This is a genomic window from Bradyrhizobium sp. MI1.7, from assembly GCF_055811795.1.
In genome coordinates this window covers 123,115-149,193 of the sequence record NZ_JBVVPO010000013.1, presented here as the reverse complement: position 1 = coordinate 149,193, position 26,079 = coordinate 123,115, and the positions used below count along the sequence as shown (strand labels likewise).

The following is a 26,079-nucleotide window of genomic DNA, read 5'->3' as shown; positions in this document are numbered from 1 at the left end:
TACAGACAGGCCGTCTCCAAAATGGGACGGACAGCAGCCCACTGCCCGCCTCCCAGAAGCCTGTTGCCGACCTTGTAGGTCTGTTTCTTATCGTTGCTGTGACCAATCCTAAACAAGAAGTCAGATTTCTGGACGAAAAGCGTTCATTCGGTGGCAGGTGTGCTCAGCTTGTCCGGCGTCTCGCTCAATCGTGATGGATGACGGCGACACGGAGCTGTCGACCGCGACCGCAAGCCTATCAATCTCGAGTTGAACGCGCAGACCATCACTGCTTGTCGTTCCCCGATGGCGTCGTATCGGACTCCTTCTTGTCGGTCGCCTGGTCATCCTGACCGTCGCCGCCGCCATAGCCGATCACCTCGACGATGAAGATCGAACCCTGTCTGCGGGCCCCGGTTGCGGTTGGCGTTTCCGCCGACTTGGCGGCCGCGCCGGCCGTATTCGAGCCTGCCGTGAGCGCGCCGATATTGGGAACGGATACGGTCGGAATTCCGGTCGTGCTCCCCTGCACCTGGAAATTGCTGGCGTTGGCGATGACGGGTGCGACGAAGACTGCGCTGCCCGAGGCGCGCACGCCGGCGGTGCCGAAATCGATCGTGCCGCGCGGTGCGAGAAGATAAAGCTGGGACGCGGCTGCTTGCGACGACGCCTGCAGCGTGCCGATGCCCGCGCCGGTCACGAAGCCGCCAAGATCGATCGACTGGTAATCATCCTGATCATACAGCACCTGCAGCGCCGGTGCCGACAAGGTCGTCTTGGAGCCGCGGCCGGCGTCGAGATTGCCGTTGGAGCTCCACATCAGGATGTCGCCGCCCTGGGTCGTGAGCACGCGGCTCGAATTCACCAGCGCACTTTGGTCTGTGAAGGTGTTGATCGCGCCGCCACCCAGGGTGAGGATGCCGATATCCCGCAGCTTCAGCGCCGAGTTGGGTTCGGCCGCAAGCGAGCCGACGATGATATTGCCACCCGGGCCGAACATCGAGATATCGCCGCCGAGCTGGGTCTGAACCGTGGCATGCAGCAGGTTCATGTCGCCAGTCTTGACCAGCTGGCTGGCGCCGTTGCTTCCGCTGCCGAGCACATTTGCCGTGTAGCCCAGTCTCGCCGGGAACATCGTCTCGATCATGCGGTAGCCGCGCTGCGTGTCCGACGACGTGCCATCCTTCTGGCCGATGCCGACGGCTTTGAGCTCGGCGAAGAATACCTGGTCGATAAAGACGTGCTGGAGGTCAGCGGGCAAGGCCTGGAAGGCCGCGAACACGCTGGCATCGGTGTCACTGTCGCCTGCCGGCTTGCCGATCCGGCTCAAGAAGGAGCGCAGCTCGGACATGTAGTTATGTTTGACGCTGCCGGCATTCGCCGGATCGATATAGGAATTCACCACGGCGGCGTAATCGACACCGAACTTGGTGCCGAACATCGTGATGATGTCGGCGCCCTGCTTGGTGCCGGCAGCGTCCGTCAGCGTCGCATTGCGCCGCGGATTATTCGCCGGGCCGAGCAGCGACTGGTTGTAGATGCCGACCGAACCGCCTCCCGTTTTTTCCGAAATATAGATGTTTCCGACCGGCGTCGGGCTGGAATTGCCCACCGACACAATGCCCTCCTGAACCGGAGCCTGGGTCGCATTGTCAAACGCCGCCGGGAGGAATGGGCCAATATCGCCGCCGGCCTGAACCACGAGGAAGCCGGGTCCGGCCACCTGCAAGCCACCGCCATTGTTAAAGCCGGTGTAAGTGATGTTCCGGCCGGCTGCGATCGTGCTGACGTCGCTGGTATGGATGTTCTGCACGATGATGTTGAGATCGACGATGTCGCGCCCCGCATAGATGCTGGTCGGGCGATTGATCTCGATGCGCTGATAGACATTTTCAGTCGAACTGGTGGTCCTCTTGCCGTAGCTTCCCGTTGCCTTGATATCGCCGGTCGCGGCGTAAATGCGGGCGGTCGTGTCGAAACCGTCGGCTACATCGTTCTCATGCGCAAGGATCGCACGGCTGGACGACTCGTCATTGCCGCTATTGGGACGGAACGGATCGAACGCAGCGTCGATCAGAGACGGCCCGGCGGAAATAAGCGGGCGTGAGATCGATTGCGACGTCGATGTCTGCGGGTAACCGAACGTGAGGTCGATGCTGCCCTGCGCCAACAAATTGAAAGTGCCGTGCTCGGATGGGCTGAGCACGATGCCCGGCGCTGGAACCGCAGCCGAAGCACCCGAAGCATTCTGATTCAGGATGTTGCTGATCCCGGTCGTTATCAGATTGCCCTGCAACGCGATGGCCTCGAAGCTCGCAGGATAAGTCGCCGGAGCCGCCTGAACATTCAGGCTGTTGGCGGGATTGATGGCGATCGTCGTGGGCGCGATGGCGATCGTCACGTCGCCCGACTGCGCCACCAACCGAACCTTGCTAGCGGAGCCGTAGGCATCGAAATACAGCGGTAGCGTCGGGTCGGGCTTCAGCTCCAGGGGATTCGCCTTGCTCGGTTGCTGGGCGTGCAAGGCAGCCGGGTTGACAACACCCGCCATCGCGATCGAGCCGTTTGCCGTCATCGTGATCTGCCCGGTATCGACAGCAAGCAGCGGAAGGTTCGGAAGCTTGAGTGTACTGTTCGCGTACTTGTAGACATAATCGTTCTGGCCGATGTCGCCGCCCGCGACGATGCTGGCGTGGCCGGATCCCTCGTAGAACGAGCCGCCCCGGATGTCGCCGCCGGCGCGCACGACCATGTTGCCGCTGCCGTAGAGATGGGTCACGGGCGTGCTGTTCGCCGACAGGCCGCCGGTGACGCGCCCAGTCGTCGGAGCCGACACCGACACATCGAGCATATTGCGCCCGGCGAGAACGCTCACATTTCCGCCTGCGCTCAGGAAGCCCTGCTGGAAGCTGCCATACTGGATCCACCACGCGGTTTGCGAGGCGATCTGCGTTCCAACCGGCGCGAAGACACCGGCACCGAGGATCGAAGCGCCGGCGCTGGGCGTCACAGCGGAATTGGATAGCAGCCAAGGCTGATAGTACTGAGGCACCTTCTTGTAGACCGTGTTGCCGTTCTCATCCTTTGTTGCGATCACCTTGGTGCCGCCCACGACATCGCGCTGCGCGTCGACGACGACGTCACCGCCCTTTTCGGGGAAGGCCGCCGCAGTTGGCGGTCCGTAATAGAGCTCAGTGGCTCCGGCCGCGAAAGCCGCGTTGCCATATCCCAGCACGCGGGGCTCGAAGAAGCCGTCCGGATTGGTCACGACAACGCCGGAGGCCTGCAAGCTGTAGGGATTGGCATAGGTCGCGGTATTGACGCCAGCCGCGTAGATCACGCCAGGCGCAGCGACGTCCCTCATGATCACATCTTGGGCTGCCGAGATGGTGATGTTGCCAGTGCCCGTCCGTATCATGGTCGGAATGCTGACATCGACCTTGGTGGTGCCGTCTTTCAGGAACTGGCCATAGCTGCCGTGCTTGTCGACGATGACGTCTCCCCTGCCGTTCGCAAGGGGGACCCTGCCGGTCGGATTGGCGCTCGAGATATCGGAACCGGCGGTCAGGATGTAAGCCCAGGACGACGGCGCCGTCACCGTCTTGATGTTCGCCTGGCTGCAATCGACGGTGCAGACGAGCAATGTGTGCGGGAACAGATCGGCACTCGCGAGATCCTGCGAAGCCGGGCTGATGCCGTTGCCGCTATCGCCGATCTTGTAGGGCGCGATCGGCAGCTGGCCGGTGGTATAGTCGTTCAGATAGATCGAACCGAGATCGACCGAGCGGCTGGTCGCATAGTTCGCGAGCTTGTCCGTGTAGCCCTTGTCGAGATAGTTCGCGAACTGGAAGAAGCCGTCGGAAATCGAGGCGTTGACGTTGATGTTTCCGGCAGCGCGCAGCGACAGCACGCCGGCGTCGAGCCCGCCCCAGGGTGTCGCGAGACGGTAGGTGAAGTTCACGTAGCTCGATGCCGGATCGAAATAGGTCACGCCGCCGTCGGTTGCGAGGTTACCCACCGTACCAGCAGCCAGATTCCAGTTGCTGCTGACGGTGATGTCGCCCTTGGAGTTCACCAGGTCGACGCCCGGCTGCACGTGCACGACGTCCGCGCCGAGGCTGTCGACCAATGGAGCAAGGCGCGTGAACAGGTTGGTGAAGCCGTAACTCTGCCCGTTATAGCTCCACGTCCCCTTGGTGATCTGGGAGATCGTATCGCCGAAGAACACTCGGTCGGGGCTCGTGTCGCCGGTAAAGCTCGCGACACCCGGTTTGCCTTGGTTGGCAGGGTCAAACGTGTCGTAGACCCCGCTTGAACTCCATGGAATGAAGTTCTTCGTCTTACCTACAAAGGTGATCGTACCGTCCGGATTCCGCTTTGATGTACCGGAAAGATTGTTCGCGGCCGAGAATCCTATGGTGGCGTTCCCGTTGCCCAATCTCACCTGGACCGACGGTTGCACGGCGCTGCTGGCGCCACCGCTCCCGGGCACCACATCAGCAGACACAATCGTGAGGAAGGAATTTGGTACGCCACTAAAGCGTCCGACAGACGGTAGCACGACTACGCCGTTGGGCCCAACCTTCACGCTCGCCAAGGGACTGGTGTAACCGCTGCCCGGGTTGGTGATAACGACGAACAGCACCCCGTTGGCATCGACCTGCCCATAACCCTGGGCGGCGACGCCGCCCGCCGGCGGCGGATCGATCGTGACCGGAATATTCGTCTGACCTGGCGCGTATCCGAGATTATCGGCGGCAGTGAAACTGTATATCCCCATGACGAAGTTCTTGAGCACTGCGCCATTGCTGTTCGGAATTGAAACATCGCCGCTGACCACGCTGGTAAAGCCGTTGGCCGTGGTGACACTCGAAAACTGCCATCCGGAAACGTTGGTCCACGATCCATCCGTCGCAAGTATTACATTCCCGTTCGGGTCCAACTTGTACCAGCCGGCAGGATCGATCGTGCCGAACCAGCCAAGGCTTGATCCGTCGAGGCCGTGGTTGCTAGCGGTGGTGTCGAACGCGATGAAGCCGTTCACGGCGACCGAGCGCGCGCCGACGATGCCGACCTTTGAGCGGTCGTTGACGTTGTTCGTGGCATCGATCACGGGAAGCGCGTCGAAGGTCTTGTCGCCGTCGGCGTAGAAGTTCGTGCCGTGCGTGCCCGACGGGTTGGCGACATTGCTGATCGCTGCAATCTTGACGTCGTTGTTGCCATCCAGTGGGGCGCGGAACGTCACGGTGCCGCCGCTCAGGCCGCCCCTGGTGCCGCCGGAGACGTTGATCTGCGTACCCTGTTGCAGCCAGATTTTCGACTTGGCGTCCCAGCCGATTCCGATGGTGACGTCGCCGCCACGCTCGTCGGCGTGCGTGGTCGAGGCGTCGATCACGCCGCTGCTCGCCAGGAACACCGAATTGGCACCGTAGAGCGCGACCTTTCCGCCGGCCTGCCCGGTGCCGTCGATCGTGCTGCCGCCATAGCCGGTGGCATCCAGCGTGCCGCGGATGATGACCTGACCCAGTTGCCTTTCCTGGAAGATGGGAATCCAGGTCGGATCGTCCGCCGTAAGCGTAATGTTATTGGCCTTCAGCGTGTGCCCTGCCGCCAGTTCGAGATTGCCGGTGCGGGTGTGGATGTCGATCGCGCCGGTGAGGCCGCCGGCGAGCAGAATGTCCGCAAGCGCCGTCAGGTCGGCCGCACCGCCTGTATCAAGCTTGAACCGGCCGCCGAGGCCGGGACCGCCGGTGCCGAGCAGCCGGCCGGCGAGCATCGCGCCGCCGCGGAGCGCGTCCACCTCGATCGTCCCGCCATAGCCTTGACCACCGCTCGTCGTCGCGACGTCGATGGTGCTGCTGGCGTCGGTGATGACCTGGCCTCCGCCCGTGGCGTTCGACCCGATGTCGGCATACAGCACGACCTTGCCGCCTGACAGATAGGTGTCGACGTCGACCAGCGTCTTCTTGTAGCCGCGCGCCGAGATATACGCGCCGGGATTGAGGGTAACGTTCCCCGCGATCGCACCGAGCGTAATCGTGCCGGCCTGCGCCTGAATGGTGCTGCCGACGGCAATGTTCGACGCCGTGACCGTGAGAATGCCGCCGGTCTCGTCGCTGTCGGCAGGCGCAGTTGCGGCCGAGCCGCGCGTCACCGGATCGACGATGGAGATATCGCCCGACGCCGTCAGGACAAAACCCTGAGGAGTTCCCGCGGTTGCGCCGGAGACCAGAATGCGCGGCGTGCTGACGGTGAGGTCGGTCTTGTCGCCGTTCGCGCCGAGCGTCATCGTGCCGGGGCCTTTGACGACCACGCTGTCGTCGGCCGACCATTTGACCTTGGAGAAACCGGCAATGGTGAAGTCGCCGTTGACGACATTCCCATTGACCCGGCCGCTGCCCAGGTCGATTTCCTTTGCAGCCAGTTCGAGGCTGTTGCCGTTCGCCGCCGGAGCGCTGACGGGCGGGCTGGCCCCGGTGTTCTTGAGCGTGATGTTGTTGCTCGCCGAGATCAGACCGTCGCGTGTCAGGGTGGCGCCACCCGAACCCGCCACGGTCATCGTGCCGGTGGATGCGACACTGACCTTGCTGTTGGGATCGAGCGCGATCTGGGTGTTGGCGGCGTAGGTCGTGGCGACGCCTGCGGCGGATGTGACGGTGACGCCGACGCTGAACTCGACCGTCGCCGAGGAGGAAAACGCCAGCACCGTTCCGGCGCGCAGATTCAGGCTGGTGCCGGGATTGAGCACCTCGCTGCCGAGCGCGATGCCGGTGGCGTCCAACGACAGACTGCGCGCACCGGAATTGAAATCGCCATACACCGTAACCGGACCAGACAGCGCGCGCAGGGCCAGTGTCTGCACGTCGGCGAACTGGGTGCTGTTGGCCGGCAGCACCAGGCTCTTGCCGGCAACCGCCGAGGCCGCTCCGACGCCGATGGTCGGCGCGATCAGGTTGACCAGATTGGCGTGCAGGTCCGTTGTATTGATGGCGATCGCGTTGTTGGAGGCGGTGGCTTGCAGCGTCAGCGTGTTGGTCGAGATCTTGACGCCGTCGGCGATCGCCACCTTCCCGCTGTTGCTGGTGTCACCGCCCGCCAATGTCAGGCTTCCGGTCACCGGCCCGGCCGGCAGCACGGCCGTTGCGGTCGCGACATCCTTGAATTTGATCGTGAATGCTGGCGCCGAAACTCCGGTCGCAGTCGGCCCCGTCAGTTGCAGCGTCGGGTCGTTGCTCGCCACGAACAAGGCGCCGCGCCCCGGCTGTTGCGCACCGCCGTTCGCGTAATAACCGAGAGCCAGCCGCGCGGGGCTCGTGGGATCGAGGAGTTTTGCAAGATCGGCACCCACGATCTCCGTTCCAGAGAGCGTCCCGCCTAAAGCCGCGGCGAGGCTCTGGGCCGTGACAGGCGCCTGCCCGTCCGCAGCAACGACGTAATGGCGCCCGAGCCCGGCATGAACGACACCCGTAGTTTTGATGATGCTGCCGGTATTGATGGTCACCGTGCCGCTACCGGCCTCCGGGACATAGACCGGAAGATCCAGCAGGACGGACTGCGATCCGACCGTCACCGATTGCGTGACTTCCTGCCATTGGCCGACCTGCTGGGCGACAAGCAGGATCTCCGGCGCGCTGAACGTCTCGCCGCGCGTATCCACGACGACATTGCTGGCCGTCGGCGTGATCAGCGTGCCCGTTGCGAAGTCGCTGCGGCTGCCGCCGATCAGAATGCTCTCGAAGTCGTTGAGCTGGGCAACGTCGAGGCCGACATAGCCGGCCGGAATGTCGTTGTTGACGTACCCGGCATGGCCGACCACCGCGAGCTTGGGCGCGCTTATGTCCAGCTCGCTGCCGCGGCCGGTGTTGCCGTTTCTGTCCTGTCCCGGCAGCGTCCGCGCAACGCCGTTCATCACGATCGACTGGAGCGCGGAGATCGACAGCCGGCCCGCATCCATCGGCAGCCGCGGCGCCGTGACATTGTTCTTGGCCGCCAGTTGGGCATAATAGGCGTTGGCGCCGTTGAAGCTGTACTCGCTGTATTGCTGCCAGACCGAGCTTGTCTGCACCGCGAACACCGTCTGGCCGGACGACTGCTTTCCGGGCGCGGTCGACTGCGTGTAATGACCGGTCACCAGAACGGTGCCATCAGGCAGTTTGGTTCCCGTGGCAATGTTCTTGCCGGTGTTGTCGCTGGAATAGACGACGACACGCATAGCGCCCGGCAGCGTCGCATAGTGCGCCGGATAAAGCGTATAGGTCCCCGCCGGGATGCCGTTGCCGCCGTCGATCGTGATCTGGGTGCCGGCCAGCGGGATCGCGTCGCCGGCGGTGACGGTCTTGCCCGCATCGGCACTGCGCGCGGTCGCAAAATGGATGTCATACGCAGCGATCGGATCGGTCTGCGACGGCAACAGCGCGTAGACGGTCTGGCCGGAAGGCGTCGTGGTCAGGCTATCGCGCGAGCCGCCCTTGCCCGCAATCCACTCCATGGCCTGGATATCGCCGCCGCCACGCAGGTCGATCGTCGAACCGTCGGCGCGCGTTACGTTCGATCCGGCCAGGATCAAACCCTTCGACGGCGGTTGCGCCAGCGGATTGAGATTGGCGTTGTAGTACCAGTTGGTGCCGTCGGACGTCGCACCATAGGGAACGGTCGTGTCGGCCAGCGACACCGAGGTGAGGCTCCCGGCCTCCAGCACCACCGACTGCGTGATGATCTTGGACACTGCGCTGTCGGTATTGCCGAGCGCGATCTTGCCGAGCGGCGCGAACAGATTGCCCGCTTGCTCGATGGTCCCGGCATACACGGTGATGCCGCCGCCGGCCGATAGCGGAATCCCGGTGTAGCTGTTGGCGGGCGCGGCGAACTTTACGTTCCCCGGCGTCTCGATCGTGAAGTTAACGGCGGAGACCGGATAGATTCGCTGGGCGGAGAGCAGGAGATCGCCGGCCGAGACCAGCTTGCCGGTGAAACTCGACTGCTCCGCCGTCGCGCTGGTGTCGTTTCCATTGGTCTTGAGACCGTTCACAACCTTGAGCGTGCCGAGGCGGAGGTCGCCGCTCGCAATCAGGTTGATCTGGCCGAAGCCCGAGAAGTCGAGGCCCGGCTGAGCGTCACCCGGTTTGAAATTGGACGGTCTTCCACTCTCCAGATCGATCGTCTGTGCATTCACCGTCAACGTGCTGGTGCCGGCCACCGGCTTAATACTGGAGAAGCCGGTGAGCACGACATAGGGCGCCGCAATGCGTGCATCGATCGAGCCGGATCCCGGCGCCTTGATGTCACCTGCCGCAATGTGCAGACGGCTGGTTACGGTCCAGTTCAGCGAACTGGAAATCGTGAGCGCTTTCCATGACGGATCGCTGTCGCCGTAGGTGGTGCCGGGCACATCGGTGAAGATGCGCGCGGCGCCGCCCTGCGCCGCGGCGGCGTAGAGATAGACGTTGTCAAACGGCGCGAGCTGATCGGCCGAAACGGTGAGCGTCGTCGGCGCGCTAATGACGCCGGCGGCGCCCTGCTGCAGGAATATGTTGCCGCCTCCGAGCAGGATGGTCCCGCCATTGGCGCGCGCGTCAGCATGCACCGTGCCATCGCCGGCGACATAACGGCCACCGGCCGCGGCGAAGCTGCCGCCCCAGGAAAATCCGCTGACGTCTGCGCTCACCGTGCCGGCGTCGCTCCAGGACCATTGCGACGTAGTCGCGCCGCGCGCGCCTGCCACCTGGATGTTGCCGGCCGCGCCGGAGACGTCGACCACCGCGCCGGCATCGGCGACGAGGTAGCTTTGCTGCGGGGTGCCGGCGGAGCCAGGAGCGCCATAAGCGAAATAGAACTTGTTCTTGTTGGTATCTGTCGGGTCTGTGTAGGTGTTGACCGTAGTAATCGCTCCACCTTCCACCGCGAACGTACCGCCAGCGATGTAGCTACCGCTCGTCCTTGGACCGTTGACCGTCCCGAACAGGGAATTGGCGACGAATGTCCCGGACAGGTCGATCTTCGCGTCAGACGAAAGATGCGTCGCCAGCGAGTTGATGAAGACGGAGCCGCCATGGTCGATGATCGTGCCACGCAGCTCGACGGACTGCGCTGGGACGCTCCAATCCGGAGTGCTTGGCTTTGGACTGGTAGATGTCGACCCGCTGCGATCTTTTGTGACCGCAGCCATCGTGATGCTCGCCTTGGGATCGGTGATGATCTTCGAACCCGTATCGAGCTTGATTTTGTCGGCCCTGAGCGTGAGATCGACCGGCTTGCGCCGGTCGTCCGCAAGCAGTGCCAGTTGCGGCGCGGGCTGCTGGCCGAGCTTGGTCCCGGTCGGCGTCGCTGTGTAGTCGGCGAGACTCGCCAGGTTCTTCTGCTGAAGGGTCAGGCTGGTCCCGGCCGAGACGATGATCTGGGCGTCCGCGCCGGACCAGTCGTCGCTCACCGTCTCGATGATGTAGGAGCCGAAGCCGCCGCCCGTCAGCAACGAGACAGGCAGCGTGCTCGCTTTGCCGCCGATGCGGATCGACGACGTCTGACTATCCTCGATCCGGATGGTGCCGACCGCGGCAACCCTCAGGCTCCCGTTGCTCTCGAAGCCATAGCCACGCAGGGTGCCGTCGAGCCCGATGACAGCCGGCTTCGCTAGATTTGGCGTTGGATGATGTGGGCCATTGATATCCTCCCACTGTCCACCCGAGTACAGGGCGAGCGAAATGCTGCCTGCCTTGCCAGCCATCACGCCATTGGCTGCGGTCTTGGCCTTGCCCTGCGGCGAGATGTAACCACCACTGGATACATCAAGGACGCTACCGTTTGCTAACAAGATGCTTCCGGTCGCGTCCAGGTAGCCATCTACGACAGCTGTGCTGTCCTTGGTTGTGGTAATCGAAACTGTGCCGCCATTGGTGAAGGCGGGACCAGCCGCGTCAACTCCCGCCACTCTTCCGATATCGTTTACAAATCGACCGCTGACATCGATCGTGCCCTCGACGAAAATGTTCGCGGCGATCGCGTGACCCGATTGATCGGTTGGGGCCTTGAACAAAGAACTGAATTTGCCTCCAACCGAGACACGATCCGTTGATAGGCTGACGCTTCCCCCTGCCGCCGAAACCGTTCCAGCGATATCGATCGCACCACCCGCCGTGACGGAAAGGCTGCCGCCGGCCGCGAGATTGAGCATGCTGCCATCCGACAACACGAAATCGTTCGCCGTCACCTTCAGCGAGCTGAGGCCGTAACCCGACAGGATGTCGGCCGACAGATTCGTCGTATAGGTGCTTTGCGTTGTGTAATTGGCCGATGCCGTCGCGCCGATCTGCACGCTCGACGGTGTCGTCAGCTCGAGTGAGCCCTGCAACGGCAACTGCCCGCCGCTGATCTGCCGCTCGCCGGCTGTCGAGCCGAAATACATCGTCCCGAGCAGCGCCGGATTGACGGTCACGACGCTTACGCGTCCGGCGTCATGCCCCTCGGTGAAGCCTGCCGAATAGATCTGGGTTGGCGTGGACCAGGTTTCCGTGACGCCCCAGCGCGCATGCTTGACGATGAACTGGCCCGCGATCCCGAGATAGGTCATGTTCGGGTCGGCGTTGGTCATGCTGTAGATGCGGCCGTCGCTGCCGATCAGGCGCGTCGTGTTCACCATGCCGGGCAGGAACTTCACGCTGCCGCCCGCGACATTCATGATCGAGCCGTCGGTCTTGACGCTGGCAGCACCGTTGCTGGTGGAGAGGTCCGTCGCGAGAGACACGCTGCCGCCGACGGTCATCAGCTGGTAGATGCTGCGCGGGACCTTGGCGACATAGCCGCTGGCGTCCGCGAGCGGCGTTCCCACCCACGTGGTGCCGTCGCTGCGGGTGCCGGTGTTGCGGATGTCGATATACATCGTCTGGCCGTACAGCGCGCCGTTGCGCTGCAAGGGCATGTCGGCGAACTCGGCGCGCGGCTGGAACGAGATGATGTTGTAGCTCGCCGGCAGCTCGACGTTCTGGAGCCCGGCGACGTCGACCGTTGCACCCGGCGAAAGCAGGACGCTCTGCGCAGCGTTCGAGTTGGAAAGGACGCCGCCTTCGTTGCCTCCGCTCGTGCCGACCCTGCCCTGCTGGAAAAGGTTTGGTACGTCGCCCGTCGGAAAGAGCTTCGCGTTGAGCGAGACCTGCGCCGATGGCGCCGAGATCAGCCCGTTCGATCCGACCGTGACGTTGGTTTGCGCCGACATCTCGATATAGGCCGGCGCGAAGCTCTGCGTGCTCGCCAGTCCCGCCGCGCCGTCGTCGACCGGAAGGCTCGAGATCACGCCGTTCATGGTGACGCTGGTCGCCGCGCGGAGAAGCACGAAGCTGTTGCGGTCGATACTTGTATCGACCGAGATCACGCCCTGGATCAGTCTTCCGGCGCTGTCGGCCAGAGCGTGACCGCTCGCATCTGTGGGATTTCCGATCGCAACGGTATCGCCATTCATCACCAAGATGCCGCGAGAAGCGTCGATCACACCGTCATGTTTGACTGCACCAGTGCCAGCCAGATAAGTGCCCGCAGCACCAGTTGGATAGCCAAAGGGTTTCGATGGATCTCCCGCTACGTCGTAGTACGACGACGCAAACTGCGACAGCCTGAATTCGGTGCCGCGGAATTTGATGGTGTTACCCTTGTCATCCTTGCCCAGTACACTGTCCGGCAGCGCCGAATAGCCGTTCGGAACGACATCGATCGTTCGCGCCGCCACCATGGCGACCTCCCCACCGGGCGTGGTGATCGAGCCGGAATTGTAGACGTTGGCGCCGAACAGATAGACCGAGCCGGGCGAGCCAAGCGAAACCTGGTCTGAGAGGATATTGCCGGTGATGGACGCGCCGCGCTCGACCTTGATGTCGCCGGCGATCAGCTTGGTCGCCGCGCCGCCGTCCTTGTCATAGATCGAGAACGAGTTGAGATCGGCGATGCCGTTGTTGAGAAAAAACTGGTCGCGCGTCGCCAGATCGCTGCCGAGCTTGCCGACATCGAGGCTGGACGCGATCAGCGTGTGAACGTTGACCTGTGAGCCCGCGCCGAAGATGATGCCGTTGCGGTTGATCAGGTAGACGCCGCCGATGGCATTGATCTGGCCAAGAATGCGGCTCGGCGAGGCGCTGGGATCCTGCACCCGGTTCAGCGCAATCCAGTCGGACGCGGACTGCCTGAAATTGACCGTGGTGTTGGCGCCGACGTTGAACGTGTCCCAGTAAAGAATGCTCTTCTTCTGGGTCTGCTGGATATCGACCGAGACCTTCGAGCCGCTCGTCGTCTGCTTCGGCAAATTCGCGCCGAGCCATTTGGAGGCATCGGCCTTGATGCCCGCCAATGGATCGCCCGCGGTGCCGCCGAACGGCATCAATCCGCCCGGGCTCAATCCATTCGGGACGGACGACGCAGCGGCCTGGGCGGCGGCGGCAGCATCCGACTGGAGCTTGCGCGCGGCGGCAAGCGCTGCTGCCGCACGGGCAAGCGAGGTCTGGGCCTGGGTCGCCGCGCCGGCAGCCTGCTGCGCGGCCAAAATCGCCGCCTGCTGTGCGGCCGCCGTCGGCACCACCGTGCTGGCGCCCGGCGTGAGGCTGCGTGCATGGCCGAAACCGCCCGCGACCGACAGCGCCAGCAGGCTGACGCCACAAAGCAGCGTCCGCTCAAACGCACGCCGCATCCCGGGGGGAGAAACAAGGATATCGCGATGGGGCACGCTGCGGCACTTTCTGATTGCAAGTTCCAGTCGAGCACGCCGCTGATGCAGGCGCATTCGCGCCTCGCATTTACTTTTCGTTTACTAACATTCATATGTCAGATTTGTAGCATTGAAGCACTATGTGCATCCGCGACATCGCGTTCCTCCGGCCGAGGTGCGGCAAAATCGCTTCAATTTCAGCAGGAAAGCGTGCGATTAATTATGTTATTGCTTGTTATCAGCGCGTTATCGCGTCGATGCGGGCTGCGGCGGCCCGGCCAGAATGGCCCTAAAGCATGATGAGATTGAGCTGCCCTAGCGCTGGCCCTGGTTGGCAAACGGGCTAAGCAGACCCGGCGGCAGCTTGAAATTTGCCGGCTGCGCACTCTTGTTGATCGTCAGGTTCTTGCTGGCGCCAGGGTGGACGTCGGAAGCCGGGGTTGGCCCACCTCGCGGAGGCGGGACCGGCATGGCGACCGGAACGGGCGGCGGCCCTGCAAGCACTGGCCCGCCCGGAACCGCGCCGGCCTTCATGTCGGGCGACGGGATGTCCAGCACGGTAATATCGAGTCCCCTCGCGAACTCCACCTGGCGCCGCTCGACCGCCCGAAGGGTCCATCCTTTGTGGTTTTCGCCCGCTTTCAGCCGGACCACGGACTTGCTGGCGGAATCAATGAACAAGCCGATCTTTTCGCTGCCGACGATGGTGCCGAGCAGAGAAAGCTGCGGCCTCTCGGGTTCGGCCGGCGGCGGCGGAGCTACCTGCACGGGCGCCGGCATGGCAACCGGTGCGGGCGCAGGCGGCCGTCGCGTGGGCGCAAACAGCGGCCGCTCGCGGCCGGCTGTCAAACGCCCGAGCGGGATAGCCCACAGCGGGTTGTCGCTGAGCGCGCGTTGTGCCGGCGGAGGCGCCGGCGGCCGTTCGACAATCGCGGGCGCCGGCACGACGGCGGGAGCTGGGGCCGGGCCGGTCGGCTTCGTGGCAAACAGATCATCGCGCGACTCGGCGGACGGAGAATCCATCGAACCTGGCGCGCTGACGGCGAACGCCTGGACGCTTCCCCCGGCAAGGATGCCAGCGAGCAAAGCAATGTATAGGCGCGTCGACATGGCACTGACCGTCCCTGATCGGACCCGAGCGATAACCGTCATGAATATCAATCATGTGACATTTGCGAGCAGGGAACCGATGTCCCAGGCCGGTCCGCGGGATCGCAGGGCATGTCAGCATCAATGCGCGCGCGCCCTATCGTCCGCCGCCATCACATCTACTGGGGCACGATGTTGGATCAAAGCCGGGCGCGCTTCAAAAAAATGCACCCGGCGCGAGCCGGGTGCAAAGTGTTGTCGATCGTCGATCAGGCTGAGACCTGATAGCGATCAGTAAGCGCCGACCTTGCCGGTGCAGCCGCTGCCGCCCACACCGTTGGTCGGGTCGTTGAGGAGCGTGTAGATTTCGCCCTGCCAGACAGCCGGAACCTGAGCGAAGCCGTTGTCGTTCATGATCAAAGCCGACCCGCTGCCGTAAACGTAGTCGAGGAAGGTCTTGAACCAGATGAACGCGTTGTTGCTGTTCGAGTGCGTCTGGTAGCACTGATACATTTCGAACCAGGAGAAGCCGGAGATCGGATACGAACCGGAAACCACCGGATTCGGATTGACACCCTGCAAGCTCCAGGTCAGCGGGTTCGCACGGCTGACGCTGTCGAACTGCGGGATGGCGGTCGCCATCGCCTTCTGCGCACCCTGGAAGGTCGGCGGCTGGAACTTGCCGGTCGCGCCGGTGATGTCCCACTGCGACTGGAGGTTGGCGGTCTTCAGGCCACCGGCCTTGACGGGCAGCCAGAAGTCCTGGGAGGCGTAGCCGATCGCACCGTTCGTCGAGGTGACGAGGGTGACGAGGGCGCCGCTGCCCGAGGCGTTGGCGAACGTGCCGGGGCTGGTCACGGCGTTGCCGCACTGGTCGGTCGGGAACTGATCCGGCCAGTTCAGCTGGTTCGCACCGCGCGCGAGCAGCGGAGTGGTGCAGGCCTGCGAACGATCGGTCCAGGGGAAAGCGTACGACACGACGGTCGCATCGCTCTCGCTGTTCGGTCCGAACTCATAACGGCACTGCTCAACCAGCGCGTTGGAGAGCAGGAAGGTGGTGCCGCTGCCGTCCTGACGATGCACGAAGGTGATGTTGCCGGTGCCGAGCGTGCCACCGTTGAGCGTGGTCAGGATCGCGTTGTTCCACTTGGTGATGTGGCCCGACGCGATGCCGCAGAACGCGTTACGCGACAGGTTGAGGCCGCTGCTGCCGCCAGCCGGGGTCGCCGGCAGAATGTTCAGGGTAGCGCCGGCACCATCCTTGCCGTTCAATCCAAACGCAACGGCGCCGATGACCGCCGGAATCTGGATGAGATTGCCGAACTTCGACTGCGCGCTGCTGGCGCCGCCCGTGTTCCAGGCGGTCATGTCGGCGGCGTTGACGACGTCGTCGCTGCCGATGAACTGCACGCCATCATAGTCGGAGATGTTGTTGATGCCGAAGTTGCTGCTGGTGTAGGCGGGAGCGGAAGAGGAAGGCGTTCCGATCTGGGTCTTGTCGTTGGTGCGCAGCACGGTCTTGCCGTTGCCCGAACCGGTACCGGCATAGAGAATCGCGCCGCCGATGCCGCTGGTGTTGAAGCTACCGCAGCTCGCAGCCTTGGCCATCGGACCCGGCTTGCCGGGGCTGCCCTGCGCCTGGGTGTAGATGCAGTCCATCAACTGCCGATAGACAACCTGCGGGAACGTCGCGCCCGCGCCAAACGCAACCGACTGCGCCTGAGCAGATTCGGAAGCAACGCCCATCGCAGCGAACGCAACCGATCCCAAGAGTAAAGTCTTCAAGTTTCGCATAACCTCAGTCTCCCTGTTTGGATACCCCAAGCCTGCTACGATCAGCAGCCGGGCCCCGGAGCGAGGCGGACGCTATCGGCGGTATGTGAGACTTTGATTGTTGTTTTGTGAATTATGATACTCATCCCATCTACAATGAGATCGATCTTCGTGCCGATCCGGCGACAAGCTCATAATTTCACGAGCAGAAGCATGGAATTCTCGCCCGCACCAAATGTTATCCACGCATCAAATCGCATCGTAAAATATGTGGACGCCGTCGGATCGGACGCCTCGCACGTATCCCGAAGCTTGAAGCGCGAACATCCGCGGCGCAATCGACCCGCCCTATTCGACGATCATCTCTTTACGACGTGCTGTGAGCAAATGCCTGCGTGCTTTCACAGACCTGTCTTGTCGACATCACATCACCGTTAATGTCGCATCGTTAAAAGGCACCCCGGCAATCCGGCCGCGCCGCACATGATGCCTCGTATCACAACAATATCGTTCGCCATTGTGTGAGTGCTGCGCGGATAAGACCAGCAAGCAAGAAGGATCCACGAAATGAACGCTCTGCCCGGTTTCCGCATGCCTTACCGCGCAATGACGGCACGCGCCGGCTTAGCTACCGTCTGGCTGGCCGTCATGCTCGGCGCCGGAGCACCGGCATTTGGCCAATCGCCGTCGGCCGATCCCGTTGTCGCCGTCGTCAACGGAAGCCCGATCCATGAGAGCGATCTGGAACTGGCGGACGAAGTCATCGGCCGAAATCTGCTGGTTCAAGACCCCATCGAGAGGCGCGAAACCCTTCTGAAGATGGTGACCGACGCCGTGCTGCTCGCGAAGGTGGCGACCGATCGACACATAGAAGACCCGGCCGATCTTCAGCGCCGCGCCATTTTCGCGCGCAATCAGGGCCTCACCAATCATCTTCTGACTGTCGTTGGTCAGCAGGCGGTGAGCGAGGAGGCAATGCGCAAGGCATATCAGGAGGTCGTGCTCAATGGGGTGACAACCGAGCCCGAGCTGCATCTGCGCCACCTTGTCTTCATGATCGCTCCGCCCGCGGACGATGCCGCGGTCAAGGCGGCCGAACAAAAGGCCAAGGCGGCGATGGACAGGATCAACAAGGGCGAGGACTTCACAGTCGTCGTCGCCGAAGTGTCCGAGGACCCCGTCACCAAAGCGAGGGGCGGCGACTACGATTGGCGGCAGCGCGGCGAAATGGGCAAGGAATACGCCGACGTGGCGATCAAGCTGAAAAAGGGCGAGGTTTCGCAGCCGTTCAAGACTGCAGTTGGCTGGCATATCCTCAAACTCGAGGATACGCGTCCACGTAAACCGGCCGACTACGACAAGATCCGTGATCGCCTGGCCGCGATGGTCGCCTCTGCAGCGCAGATCGAGCTCGTGGATAAAGTGCGCGCCGAGGCGAAGATCGTGCGCATGGACCAGATTCATAAAGCGGACAAGGAAGGCGCCAAAGTCAGGTAGCGCCCCTGCCCTGCCTGCCAATCCCGCGATATCCCGGCAGTGAGTAAGCTATGGGCCTTGCCGTCATCATCCTGACGCACAACGAAGAGCGCCACATCTTGCGGGCTCTCGCCTCGGTTGCCAAAATTGCAACCGAGGTTTTTGTTGTCGACAGCTTCTCAAGCGATCGAACGGTCGAGTTGGCGCGCGCTCAAGGCGCAACCGTATTGCAGAACCGATTCGTCAACTACGCGAAGCAGTTTCAGTGGGCGCTCGAGAATGCCCCGATCACCGCCTCGTGGATCATGCGGCTCGATGCCGACGAAATCATCGAAGCCGATCTCGGCGCCAGAATTCGCGATGAACTGCCGCGCCTGAGCAACGAGGTCGTCGGGATCAACCTCAAGCGCAAGCACATCTTCCTTGGTCGCTGGATTCGCCATGGTGGCCGCTACCCGCTCCTCCTCCTGCGGATCTGGCGACGCGGCCACGGCCGCATCGAAGACCGCTGGATGGACGAGCACATGATTCTGTGGGGCGGCCAGACCGTTACATTCGATGGCGGGTTCGCCGATCACAATCTCAACGATCTGACGTTCTTCACCGACAAGCACAACAAATACGCCACACGCGAGGCAATCGATGTGATCAACGAGCGTCACCGCCTGTTCGGGCGCGATGTCGATCTGATATCGGAGGAAGGCTCGCGCCAGGCAGCCATCAAGCGCTGGATCAAGGAACGGCTGTACAACCGTATCCCTTATCAAATCAGCGCGCCGGCCTATTTCCTGTTTCGCCTGATTTTCCAGCTCGGTTTTCTCGACGGCAAGGAAGGCCTCGTCTATCACGGATTACAGGGTCTCTGGTATCGCTTCCTTGTCGGCGCAAAGGTGGAAGAGCTGGAAGCCGCCATCTCTCATCTGAAAGATCCGGCGGAAATGCGCGCGGAGCTACGACGCCTGACCGGCCTCGTCATCGAGCTCTGATCAACATGCGCTCGAAAGCCAAAATGATTTCAATGGGCACGGTCCATGACGCGTAGTGTCGCGGCCATGGTTGCCCTATTCCAGTTGCTTTGGATGGCGGAGGCAACCGCACAGTCCGCGATGTTCTGGTTCAACGATCCTGTCGGTCCGGACGAAACCGTGCTCGTCACCGGCGCCGAGCTCGACAAGATTACATCTGTGACGGTTGACCGAATTGGCGACGGCCCCTCCCGCGAGAGCGGACAGGAAACCTCCGTTCCGATTCTGCAGGCCAATCCCCTCTCCCTTAAATTCACGATCCCGGAGCAGTTCACACCCGGGATCTATCGCTTCAGCCTGACCCATGCCCAAGGCACTCTCAGCGGCCGCATCAACCTGCCAACAATCTATTGGACGCAGGGAAACCTCGGCGACGAGGTCTCGCCGTCGGGCTGGCTCCAGGTGTTCGGTCGCAATATCGTTCGCCAGGCAAGCCGTGCACAATTGTTGATGCTGCCCGATGCCGGGAGCGCACCGACGAAAGCCGTTCTGACCAAAGGCGACCTGTGGCGCGGTGCGTTTCGCATCCCTGATCAGGTTTCACCCGGCCGCTACCGGTTGCGCCTCTCCAACGGAGACGGCGGCGACACCGAATGGGTCGACGTGGGCAGCATCGTCGTGCGCTCTCCCGAGGCGAACGCGGTGCAATCCTTCGATGTACGGGCGTATGGCGCTAACGGCGACGGCAAGTTTGATTGTACTCGCGCCGTCAAGGCCGCCATCGAAGCTGCGAGCCAGGCCGGAGGCGGGACCGTGTACTTTCCGCGCGGGCGCTATCTGATCTCGGACATGATCGCCATTCCACCTCGCGTCAAATTGCAGGGGGAACGCATCGATCTGGTCAACCTGGTCTGGCCTAGTCTGGCAACGCTTCCGGCCGCACTGATACAGGGAAGGTCGCAGTTCTCGGTCGAAGACCTGACAATCTACGCATCGAACCACCCGCACATCATCGCGGGGGGCTTTCAGTTCGGCGACGCCCCTATTCCTGACGCGGCCGATATCGCCATCCGACATGTTCGCATTCGCGGTTCGGCCTTCCGGGGTCTCATGGAGGCTGAAGCCACCCTGCAGCAAATGAACGACTTCCGCCGGATCTATCCCGATGGATCTCCCGACACCATTCGATTGAGCGGAAACAGGATCGAAGTATCCGATTGCGACATTCTCGGATCCGGACATTCGCTTCGCCTCTTCAAGGCAACCAACGCGATTGTGGCCCGCAATATCCTGACCAACGGCCGCTATGGCTCCTACTCGATCGTGGGATCGCGTCAGGTCATATTTGAAGGCAATACGGTGACTGCCGCCGACCTCCAGGGAACTGGCGGCGGAATATCGACGCTGTCAAAATGGGTCAGCGCATCCGAGAACATCTTCGTCGGCGGCAACACGTTCAAGGCCATTTATGGCTGGGATCGGGAAGCCATGACGTCGGACGGGCCAGGCGGATTCTATTTCGGACACGCGAACAGCACTGGTCCGGATCGGTTGTCGCTGCTGGATGCAGCCAATCCGTATCCGGCCGGCACGGACTGGACCGGCGCCGCCGTCATGGTGGTCAACGGGCGCGGTGCCGGCCAATACGCCAGGGTCAAAGCATTCGAGAAAAAGCCGTCCGACTTGTCGGTGGTGCTCGATCGACCGCTCGAGGTGGCGCTGGACTCGAATTCGGAGATCACAATTACCCAGGCGCAGCAGAACTATCTGATCATCGATAATGACTTCGAAGACACGGGCGTCGCCGCGCAGACGTACGGGACGGCGCTGGGACATGTCATCTCCGGCAATCGATCCAACAGGACCAGCGGTTTTGCCGTCTTCGGACTGTCCTACGACAGTTTCCAACCCGGCTGGCGGATTCAGATCCTCGACAATCACATACTCGAGGGAAACGTCTACCGGGCCGGGCCCGAACGGAGCATTTTCTCCAATGAGGCTTCAATTCTCGTCCAGGCGAACCAGACCGCAAAGGCTCCGGGTCGGCCGCCGATGGTGCAGGCGGTGATCGTTCGAGGCAATCGCCTCGATCAGGACGCTCACATCGAAATCAAAGGCTTTGCCGCGACCTCGCCCGGCGTCCGCGACGTGGTCGTCGAAGGAAACACCATGGGGCCATCACGGGTCGGTCTGATGATTGATCGCGGCGTCGCGTGGTGGCTCAGCCGAAGGAACGTCGAAGAACGGCGTATCCAGAAATAGCGCTGCGAGCTAACGCCCCCGCCTCGCGCTCCCTCTCGATCGGTCACGGTAATGATAAGTTCCGTTGTTAGTTAAACCTCTGCTCTGGCTGCGATCTCCCGCTGTGGCCGAACGGAATTCCTCTCCGGCAGCCGCTTCACAACCTGAAAGACTGTACCGATGACCGCAATTCTCGGCCTCAACCTCAACCATCCCGATGCCTCCGCGGCGCTCATCATCGATGGCAAGGTGGTCGCAGCTTCGGCCGAGGAGCGCTTCGGCAAACGCATCAAGCATGACCCGTCCTTCCCGCTGCAGGCGATCCAATCGGTTCTTGCCATGGGCGGCATATCGTCGAAGGATCTGGATTTCATCGCGGTCGCGCGCGATCCGTCGCAGAATCGCGCGGCCCAGGTCTCGTATGTATTGCGCAATCCGCTTTCGGGCGGCAAAGCGGCGCTTGAGCATATCCGGCGGGCCAAGGACGAGCTGAGCATCAGCGAGCAGGTCGCCGAGGCGTCCGGGCAGGCCCCGGACATGGTCAAGGCCAAAGTCGTCAACGTGGAGCATCATCTGTCCCACATTGCGAGCTCGTACTACTGCTCGCCGTTCGATGGGCTGACGGCCGGTTTCTCCTATGACGGCAGCGGCGATTTTACCAGCGCGATGGCGGCGCGCTGCGAGGGGACACGGATCGACGTGCTCGACCGCGTCAACCTGCCGAACAGCCTGGGCTTCTTCTACACGGCATGCTGTCAGTTCATCGGCTTCGCCGAATATGGCGAAGAGTACAAGGTCATGGGTCTCGCGCCATACGGCGTCGACAGCTTTGCGGACACGATGCGAGAACTCGTCCAAACGCGGCCCGATGGCTGGTTCAAGCTCGCCGAGGGCTTCTTTGGCATGCACCGCGGCGGCGAAAGCGGAAAGATGGACGAGCGAAATCACGTGGAAATGTTGCGCTTGTTCACCGACAAATGGATCGAGAAATTCGGTTCACCGCGCCAGCGCGGCGAGGAGCTGACGCAACGGGACAAGGACATCGCCCGCTCCTGTCAGGTCCGCTTCGAGGAAGTGGCGGTGCATTGCTTCAACAAGCTGCACGATCTGGTCCCGAGCAAACAGGTCGTTTATGCCGGAGGTTGCGCACTCAACGGCGTCATGAACGCACGCCTGTTGCGCGACACGCCCTTCCAGCAGGCATATATGCAGCCGGCCTCATCGGATGACGGTCTGTGTCTCGGTGCAGGCCTGTGGACATGGCACAATGTCGCGGGCGGACGAGAACGATTCCATATGACGCATTCCTATTGGGGGCCGGCTCACTCGGATGAGACGATGCGGCGCGCAGCAGAATCGGCCAAAACTCCCATGCGCGAACTATCGCCCGGCAACGTTCCGAAGGCGGTCGCATCCCTGTTGCACGCCGGGCTGGTGGTTGGCTGGTACCAGGGGCGATCCGAATGGGGCCCGCGCGCTCTTGGCAATCGCTCCATTCTCGCCGACCCGACCCGCGCCAACATGAAGGATGTGATCAACGCCAAGATCAAGCGAAGGGAGGGCTTCCGTCCCTTTGCTCCGACCATCTTGCAGCCGGCGGTATCGACCTATTTTGAACAGGATGTGTTCAGTCCCTTCATGATGCATGTCGTCAAGCTTCGCCCGGAATGGCGGGAAAGACTTCCCGCCATCACCCATGTCGACGGCACCGGACGGCTGCAAAGCATCGCGCGGGACACCAATCCACTCTACTACGACTTGATCCACAGCTTCGGCGAACTGTCCGGGATACCGATCGTGCTCAATACCAGCTTCAATGAGAACGAACCGATCGTCGACACACCCGAACAGGCCATGAGCTGCTTCCTTCGCACCGGTCTCGACGCCATCTGCCTTGGCAGGTACCTGGTTGTGAAAGGCGAGCATGCCAAGCTGTTGTCGGACGCGTAGGCCGCTGACGCCGTGAATTGGGGCGGTTGCGCCCCCCCTTTCGTTCTTCGGATCAGGATCTTCACGCCCAACCTTCGCGGCCGTGCGTCGGCCGCGGTCAGAACTGGAAGTAGATGAATTCGGCATGTCCAAAAATGCCGAACAGCACGATGTAATAAGCCAGCGCGACACCGGCAGCCGTTGGCAGCCAGCGCACCTCCCACAGTTCACGAAGGCGCTGCGGCCGAAACGACAGGTGGAAGTCGATCACGAACAGCAGTGCGAGCGAGACGGCGAGCATCACCAGTTCGCCGCTCGCGAGATCCAGCATCTTCAGGGTGAAATAGGAGATGGGACCGAAGTCGCCCAGGCTCCGCAGGGCGACGATCGCATTGGCGACGCTCGTCGACCGGAAGAAGACCCATCCCACGAGCACGACGGCTAGCATCCAGGCCCAGCCGAGCAGCAGACGAGCCGGCTCGCCGAGCCATGCTTCCGGTTTCGCAAGCCTGATAAAGGCTCGTTCGACAACCAGGCAGACCCCATGCAGCGTGCCCCAAGCGACGAAGTTCCACGCTGCACCGTGCCAGATACCACTGACCGCGAATACGATGATGAGATTGCGCGCGGTGGAGCCTTCGCTGCCGCGGCTTCCCCCGAGCGGAATGAACAGATAATCGCGGAACCAGGTCGACAGGGAGATATGCCAACGGCGCCAGAACTCGTTCAGGCTGGTGGCGAAATAAGGTTGCCCGAAATTGATCATGAGATCGAAGCCCATGATGCGTGCCACGCCACGCGCAATGTCCGAGTACCCCGAAAAATCGCAATAGATCTGGAGGGCGAAGAGCACCGCCGCGAGCAGTTGATAACTGCCGGAATACTGCGCCGGATTGGCGTAGATCCCGTTCACCACCGACGCGACCACGTCGGCGATGCACATCTTCTTGAACAGGCCATAGCCGACGAGCAACAGGCCCGCTGTGACATTTTGGTAGGAAAGCCGATGCGTGATCCGGAACTGCGGCAGCATGTGTGCCGCACGCTCGATCGGACCGGCGATCAGCTGCGGAAAGAAGCTCACATATTGGGCATAGGTGATAAAGTCGCGCTCAGCGGCAACCCGGCGATTGTACACGTCGAGCGTATAGCCGACCGACTGAAACGTGTAGAACGAAATGCCCAAAGGGAGCACCAGGCCGAGGGCATAATCCGGCACCACATACCCGAACAGCCCGACCACGCCGAGCACGTTCGAAATCAGGAAGTCCAGATATTTGACCGTTCCGAGTACGCCCAGGTTGATCGACAGCGCGATGATCAGCGCCGCCTTGCGTCCGCCATCGGTCCGAGCCCGCGCCATCATGAGTGCGGTCGTGTAATCCACGATCGTCGTCAATCCGAGCAGGAGTCCAAAGGAAGGGCGCCAGCTCATGTAGAATATGTAGCTGGCGATCAGCAGCACCAGCGGCTGGGTTCGCCCCGGCAACGAGAAGAACACCACCAGGAACGTTACGAAGAACGCCAGAAATTCGAAAGAGTTGAAGAGCATCAGTCGAATGCTCCGGTGGCCTTCAGCAATTTGGCCAGATCGGCCGTGTAGGCGCGCGCCCCGGCCGGATTCATGTGCTGCGGATCGGCAAAGAGCGCTGGCGGATACATGAAATAGTCCGGCCCAAACACCCGAATGAGGGGCCGATCCGAGATCATCATCGACCTGGCGTCGTCAGCGGCTGGCAGCGGAGCAGCCTCGCCAGCGCGGAAGAAGCCCGGAACAATCATGATCTGGAAGCCATACTGGCTCGCCAGCCGTTCGAGGTGATTACGAGAGTGAGACTTTTCAGGGATCATCCGTAGCTCAATACGTGCGGGATGATCGGTCGGCAGGGTGTAGTCATCCGGAAGGCGATCGCCCGGGTAATGGCTCTGCGACTTGATGAAGTACCAGCCCCGGTCGCGGAGCATTGCAGCGCGCTGGATCTCCACATCGCGGCGCGCGTCGGACAGTCGATCCAGATTCTGAAAAGCGAACAGCGCTGCTTCACGGGGCAAATTACGAAAAGGAAACAGCGTGCTTGCCAACAAATTATCGTTGCGCAGGATATCAGCAAAATTATCGGATGCGCCCTTGTCGTCCCAAGGGATCGTCAACAGCACGTGCGTGGGAACGTTGCCGGCTTCCAACGCGGCTTCCAGAATCGGTAGAAAGCGAACTTCGCCGGGCAGGCCAAGGTTATACGATCGGAAGCCGGATCCGACGGCCGCATCCAGGTCGGATGGACGCAACGCCGAGAGAAGCTTGCTGTTGCCGAAGACCATCACCCGATTGCGGTCCTGCGGACCGAACATCCGGCCCTTCACAAGCGTATCCAATTTTGCGTACGCAATGACGACCGAGCCCGGCCTGATAAAAGGCAGCATGGCGTAGGCGGTGTACAGCGAGAGCCACACCGCGCCGAACAACAGCCCGAAGACGACGACGGATTTGAACCACGGAGCGGCGATCGCGGCCGGCTCTTCTGCATTCACGGCCGATGCGGCCTCCGGAGATGGCAGAGGCGAGCGGACCGTGGCTGTAGCTCGTTCCGATATCTCTGAGCTCAGTGAAATCCGGTCAGAGAGTTGGCGCCGGCGAGGCTTGTACATATCCGACGGAACTCACGGGACAGAGCATTGGGACGATCGGGTGCCGTCGGTGGTGACGGGCCGTTCGCCGTGCCCGAACTGCAAGCGCGCGTGCGCCGGCGTGGTGCGTTCGGAAGCGGAGAACATGCAGCCCTGTTATCATTCTGTTATGTTCAGCCGAGGTCCTATCAAACGAACATTACAGTTTGACGATATCGAGGTCGCAGCACTCGATACATGCAGCGCATTGCCGAAGACGGTAACATTGAGTAGATAAACCGGCCGCTGGTCCGGGCTTCCCCGTCACATCGCGCGAGGGCC

General features: G+C 62.2%; 9 protein-coding genes. 4 read left to right on the top strand and 5 right to left on the bottom strand.

Annotated features, from left to right (window positions below):
* Positions 1 to 265: 265 nt before the first annotated feature.
* From AC0L3X_RS15240 to AC0L3X_RS15230, 3 genes are all read right to left on the bottom strand, one after another.
* Entirely contained in the window at positions 266 to 13,642 is a 13,377-nt protein-coding gene (locus tag AC0L3X_RS15240; protein WP_354099362.1) for a filamentous haemagglutinin family protein, read from the bottom strand.
* A gap of 333 nt (positions 13,643 to 13,975) precedes the next feature.
* A complete protein-coding gene (locus AC0L3X_RS15235; protein WP_283018557.1) occupies positions 13,976 to 14,821 on the bottom strand; it encodes a hypothetical protein in 846 nt (281 codons plus the stop codon).
* 219 nt (positions 14,822 to 15,040) lie between these two features.
* On the bottom strand, positions 15,041 to 16,543 hold the full coding sequence (locus tag AC0L3X_RS15230) for a substrate-binding domain-containing protein (RefSeq protein ID WP_231144459.1): 1,503 nt from the start codon (positions 16,541 to 16,543) through the stop codon (positions 15,041 to 15,043).
* A 546-nt stretch (positions 16,544 to 17,089) separates the two neighbouring features.
* On the opposite strand from AC0L3X_RS15230, the gene AC0L3X_RS15225 reads away from it, so the two are divergent.
* The 4 genes from AC0L3X_RS15225 (at position 17,090) to AC0L3X_RS15210 (ending at position 23,154) form a co-directional block, all read left to right on the top strand.
* Positions 17,090 to 18,019: a peptidylprolyl isomerase gene (locus AC0L3X_RS15225; protein ID WP_231144458.1), complete on the top strand. Its 930-nt coding sequence runs from the start codon at positions 17,090 to 17,092 to the stop codon at positions 18,017 to 18,019.
* 50 nt (positions 18,020 to 18,069) lie between these two features.
* The gene (locus AC0L3X_RS15220) at positions 18,070 to 18,984 is read left to right on the top strand and encodes a glycosyltransferase family 2 protein (protein ID WP_085402769.1); all 915 of its coding nucleotides are present in this window, start codon (positions 18,070 to 18,072) and stop codon (positions 18,982 to 18,984) included.
* A gap of 45 nt (positions 18,985 to 19,029) precedes the next feature.
* Positions 19,030 to 21,225 carry a glycoside hydrolase family 55 protein gene (locus tag AC0L3X_RS15215; RefSeq protein ID WP_231144457.1) on the top strand — a complete coding sequence of 732 codons (2,196 nt, stop codon included), beginning with the start codon at positions 19,030 to 19,032 and terminating at the stop codon, positions 21,223 to 21,225.
* 159 nt (positions 21,226 to 21,384) lie between these two features.
* The gene (locus AC0L3X_RS15210) at positions 21,385 to 23,154 is read left to right on the top strand and encodes a carbamoyltransferase family protein (protein ID WP_231144456.1); all 1,770 of its coding nucleotides are present in this window, start codon (positions 21,385 to 21,387) and stop codon (positions 23,152 to 23,154) included.
* Positions 23,155 to 23,251: 97 nt separating this feature from the next.
* Here the strand turns inward: AC0L3X_RS15210 and AC0L3X_RS15205 are convergent, their stop codons facing one another.
* Positions 23,252 to 24,637 (bottom strand): MBOAT family O-acyltransferase, encoded by a 1,386-nt coding sequence (locus AC0L3X_RS15205; RefSeq protein ID WP_166351439.1) that lies wholly within the window; start codon positions 24,635 to 24,637, stop codon positions 23,252 to 23,254.
* Between the two features lie 47 nt (positions 24,638 to 24,684).
* The gene (locus tag AC0L3X_RS15200; protein WP_231144454.1) at positions 24,685 to 25,662 is read right to left on the bottom strand and encodes a hypothetical protein; all 978 of its coding nucleotides are present in this window, start codon (positions 25,660 to 25,662) and stop codon (positions 24,685 to 24,687) included.
* Positions 25,663 to 26,079 lie beyond the last annotated feature (417 nt).

What these genes read in the sequence shown, in the direction of transcription:
- AC0L3X_RS15240 (WP_354099362.1), bottom strand. Translation starts at nt 13,642, where the DNA reads ATGCGGCGTGCGTTTGAGCGGACGCTGCTTTGTGGCGTCAGCCTGCTG.
- AC0L3X_RS15230 (WP_231144459.1), bottom strand. Translation starts at nt 16,543, where the DNA reads ATGCGAAACTTGAAGACTTTACTCTTGGGATCGGTTGCGTTCGCTGCG.
- AC0L3X_RS15225 (WP_231144458.1), top strand. Translation starts at nt 17,090, where the DNA reads ATGAACGCTCTGCCCGGTTTCCGCATGCCTTACCGCGCAATGACGGCA.
- AC0L3X_RS15220 (WP_085402769.1), top strand. Translation starts at nt 18,070, where the DNA reads ATGGGCCTTGCCGTCATCATCCTGACGCACAACGAAGAGCGCCACATC.
- AC0L3X_RS15215 (WP_231144457.1), top strand. Translation starts at nt 19,030, where the DNA reads ATGACGCGTAGTGTCGCGGCCATGGTTGCCCTATTCCAGTTGCTTTGG.
- AC0L3X_RS15210 (WP_231144456.1), top strand. Translation starts at nt 21,385, where the DNA reads ATGACCGCAATTCTCGGCCTCAACCTCAACCATCCCGATGCCTCCGCG.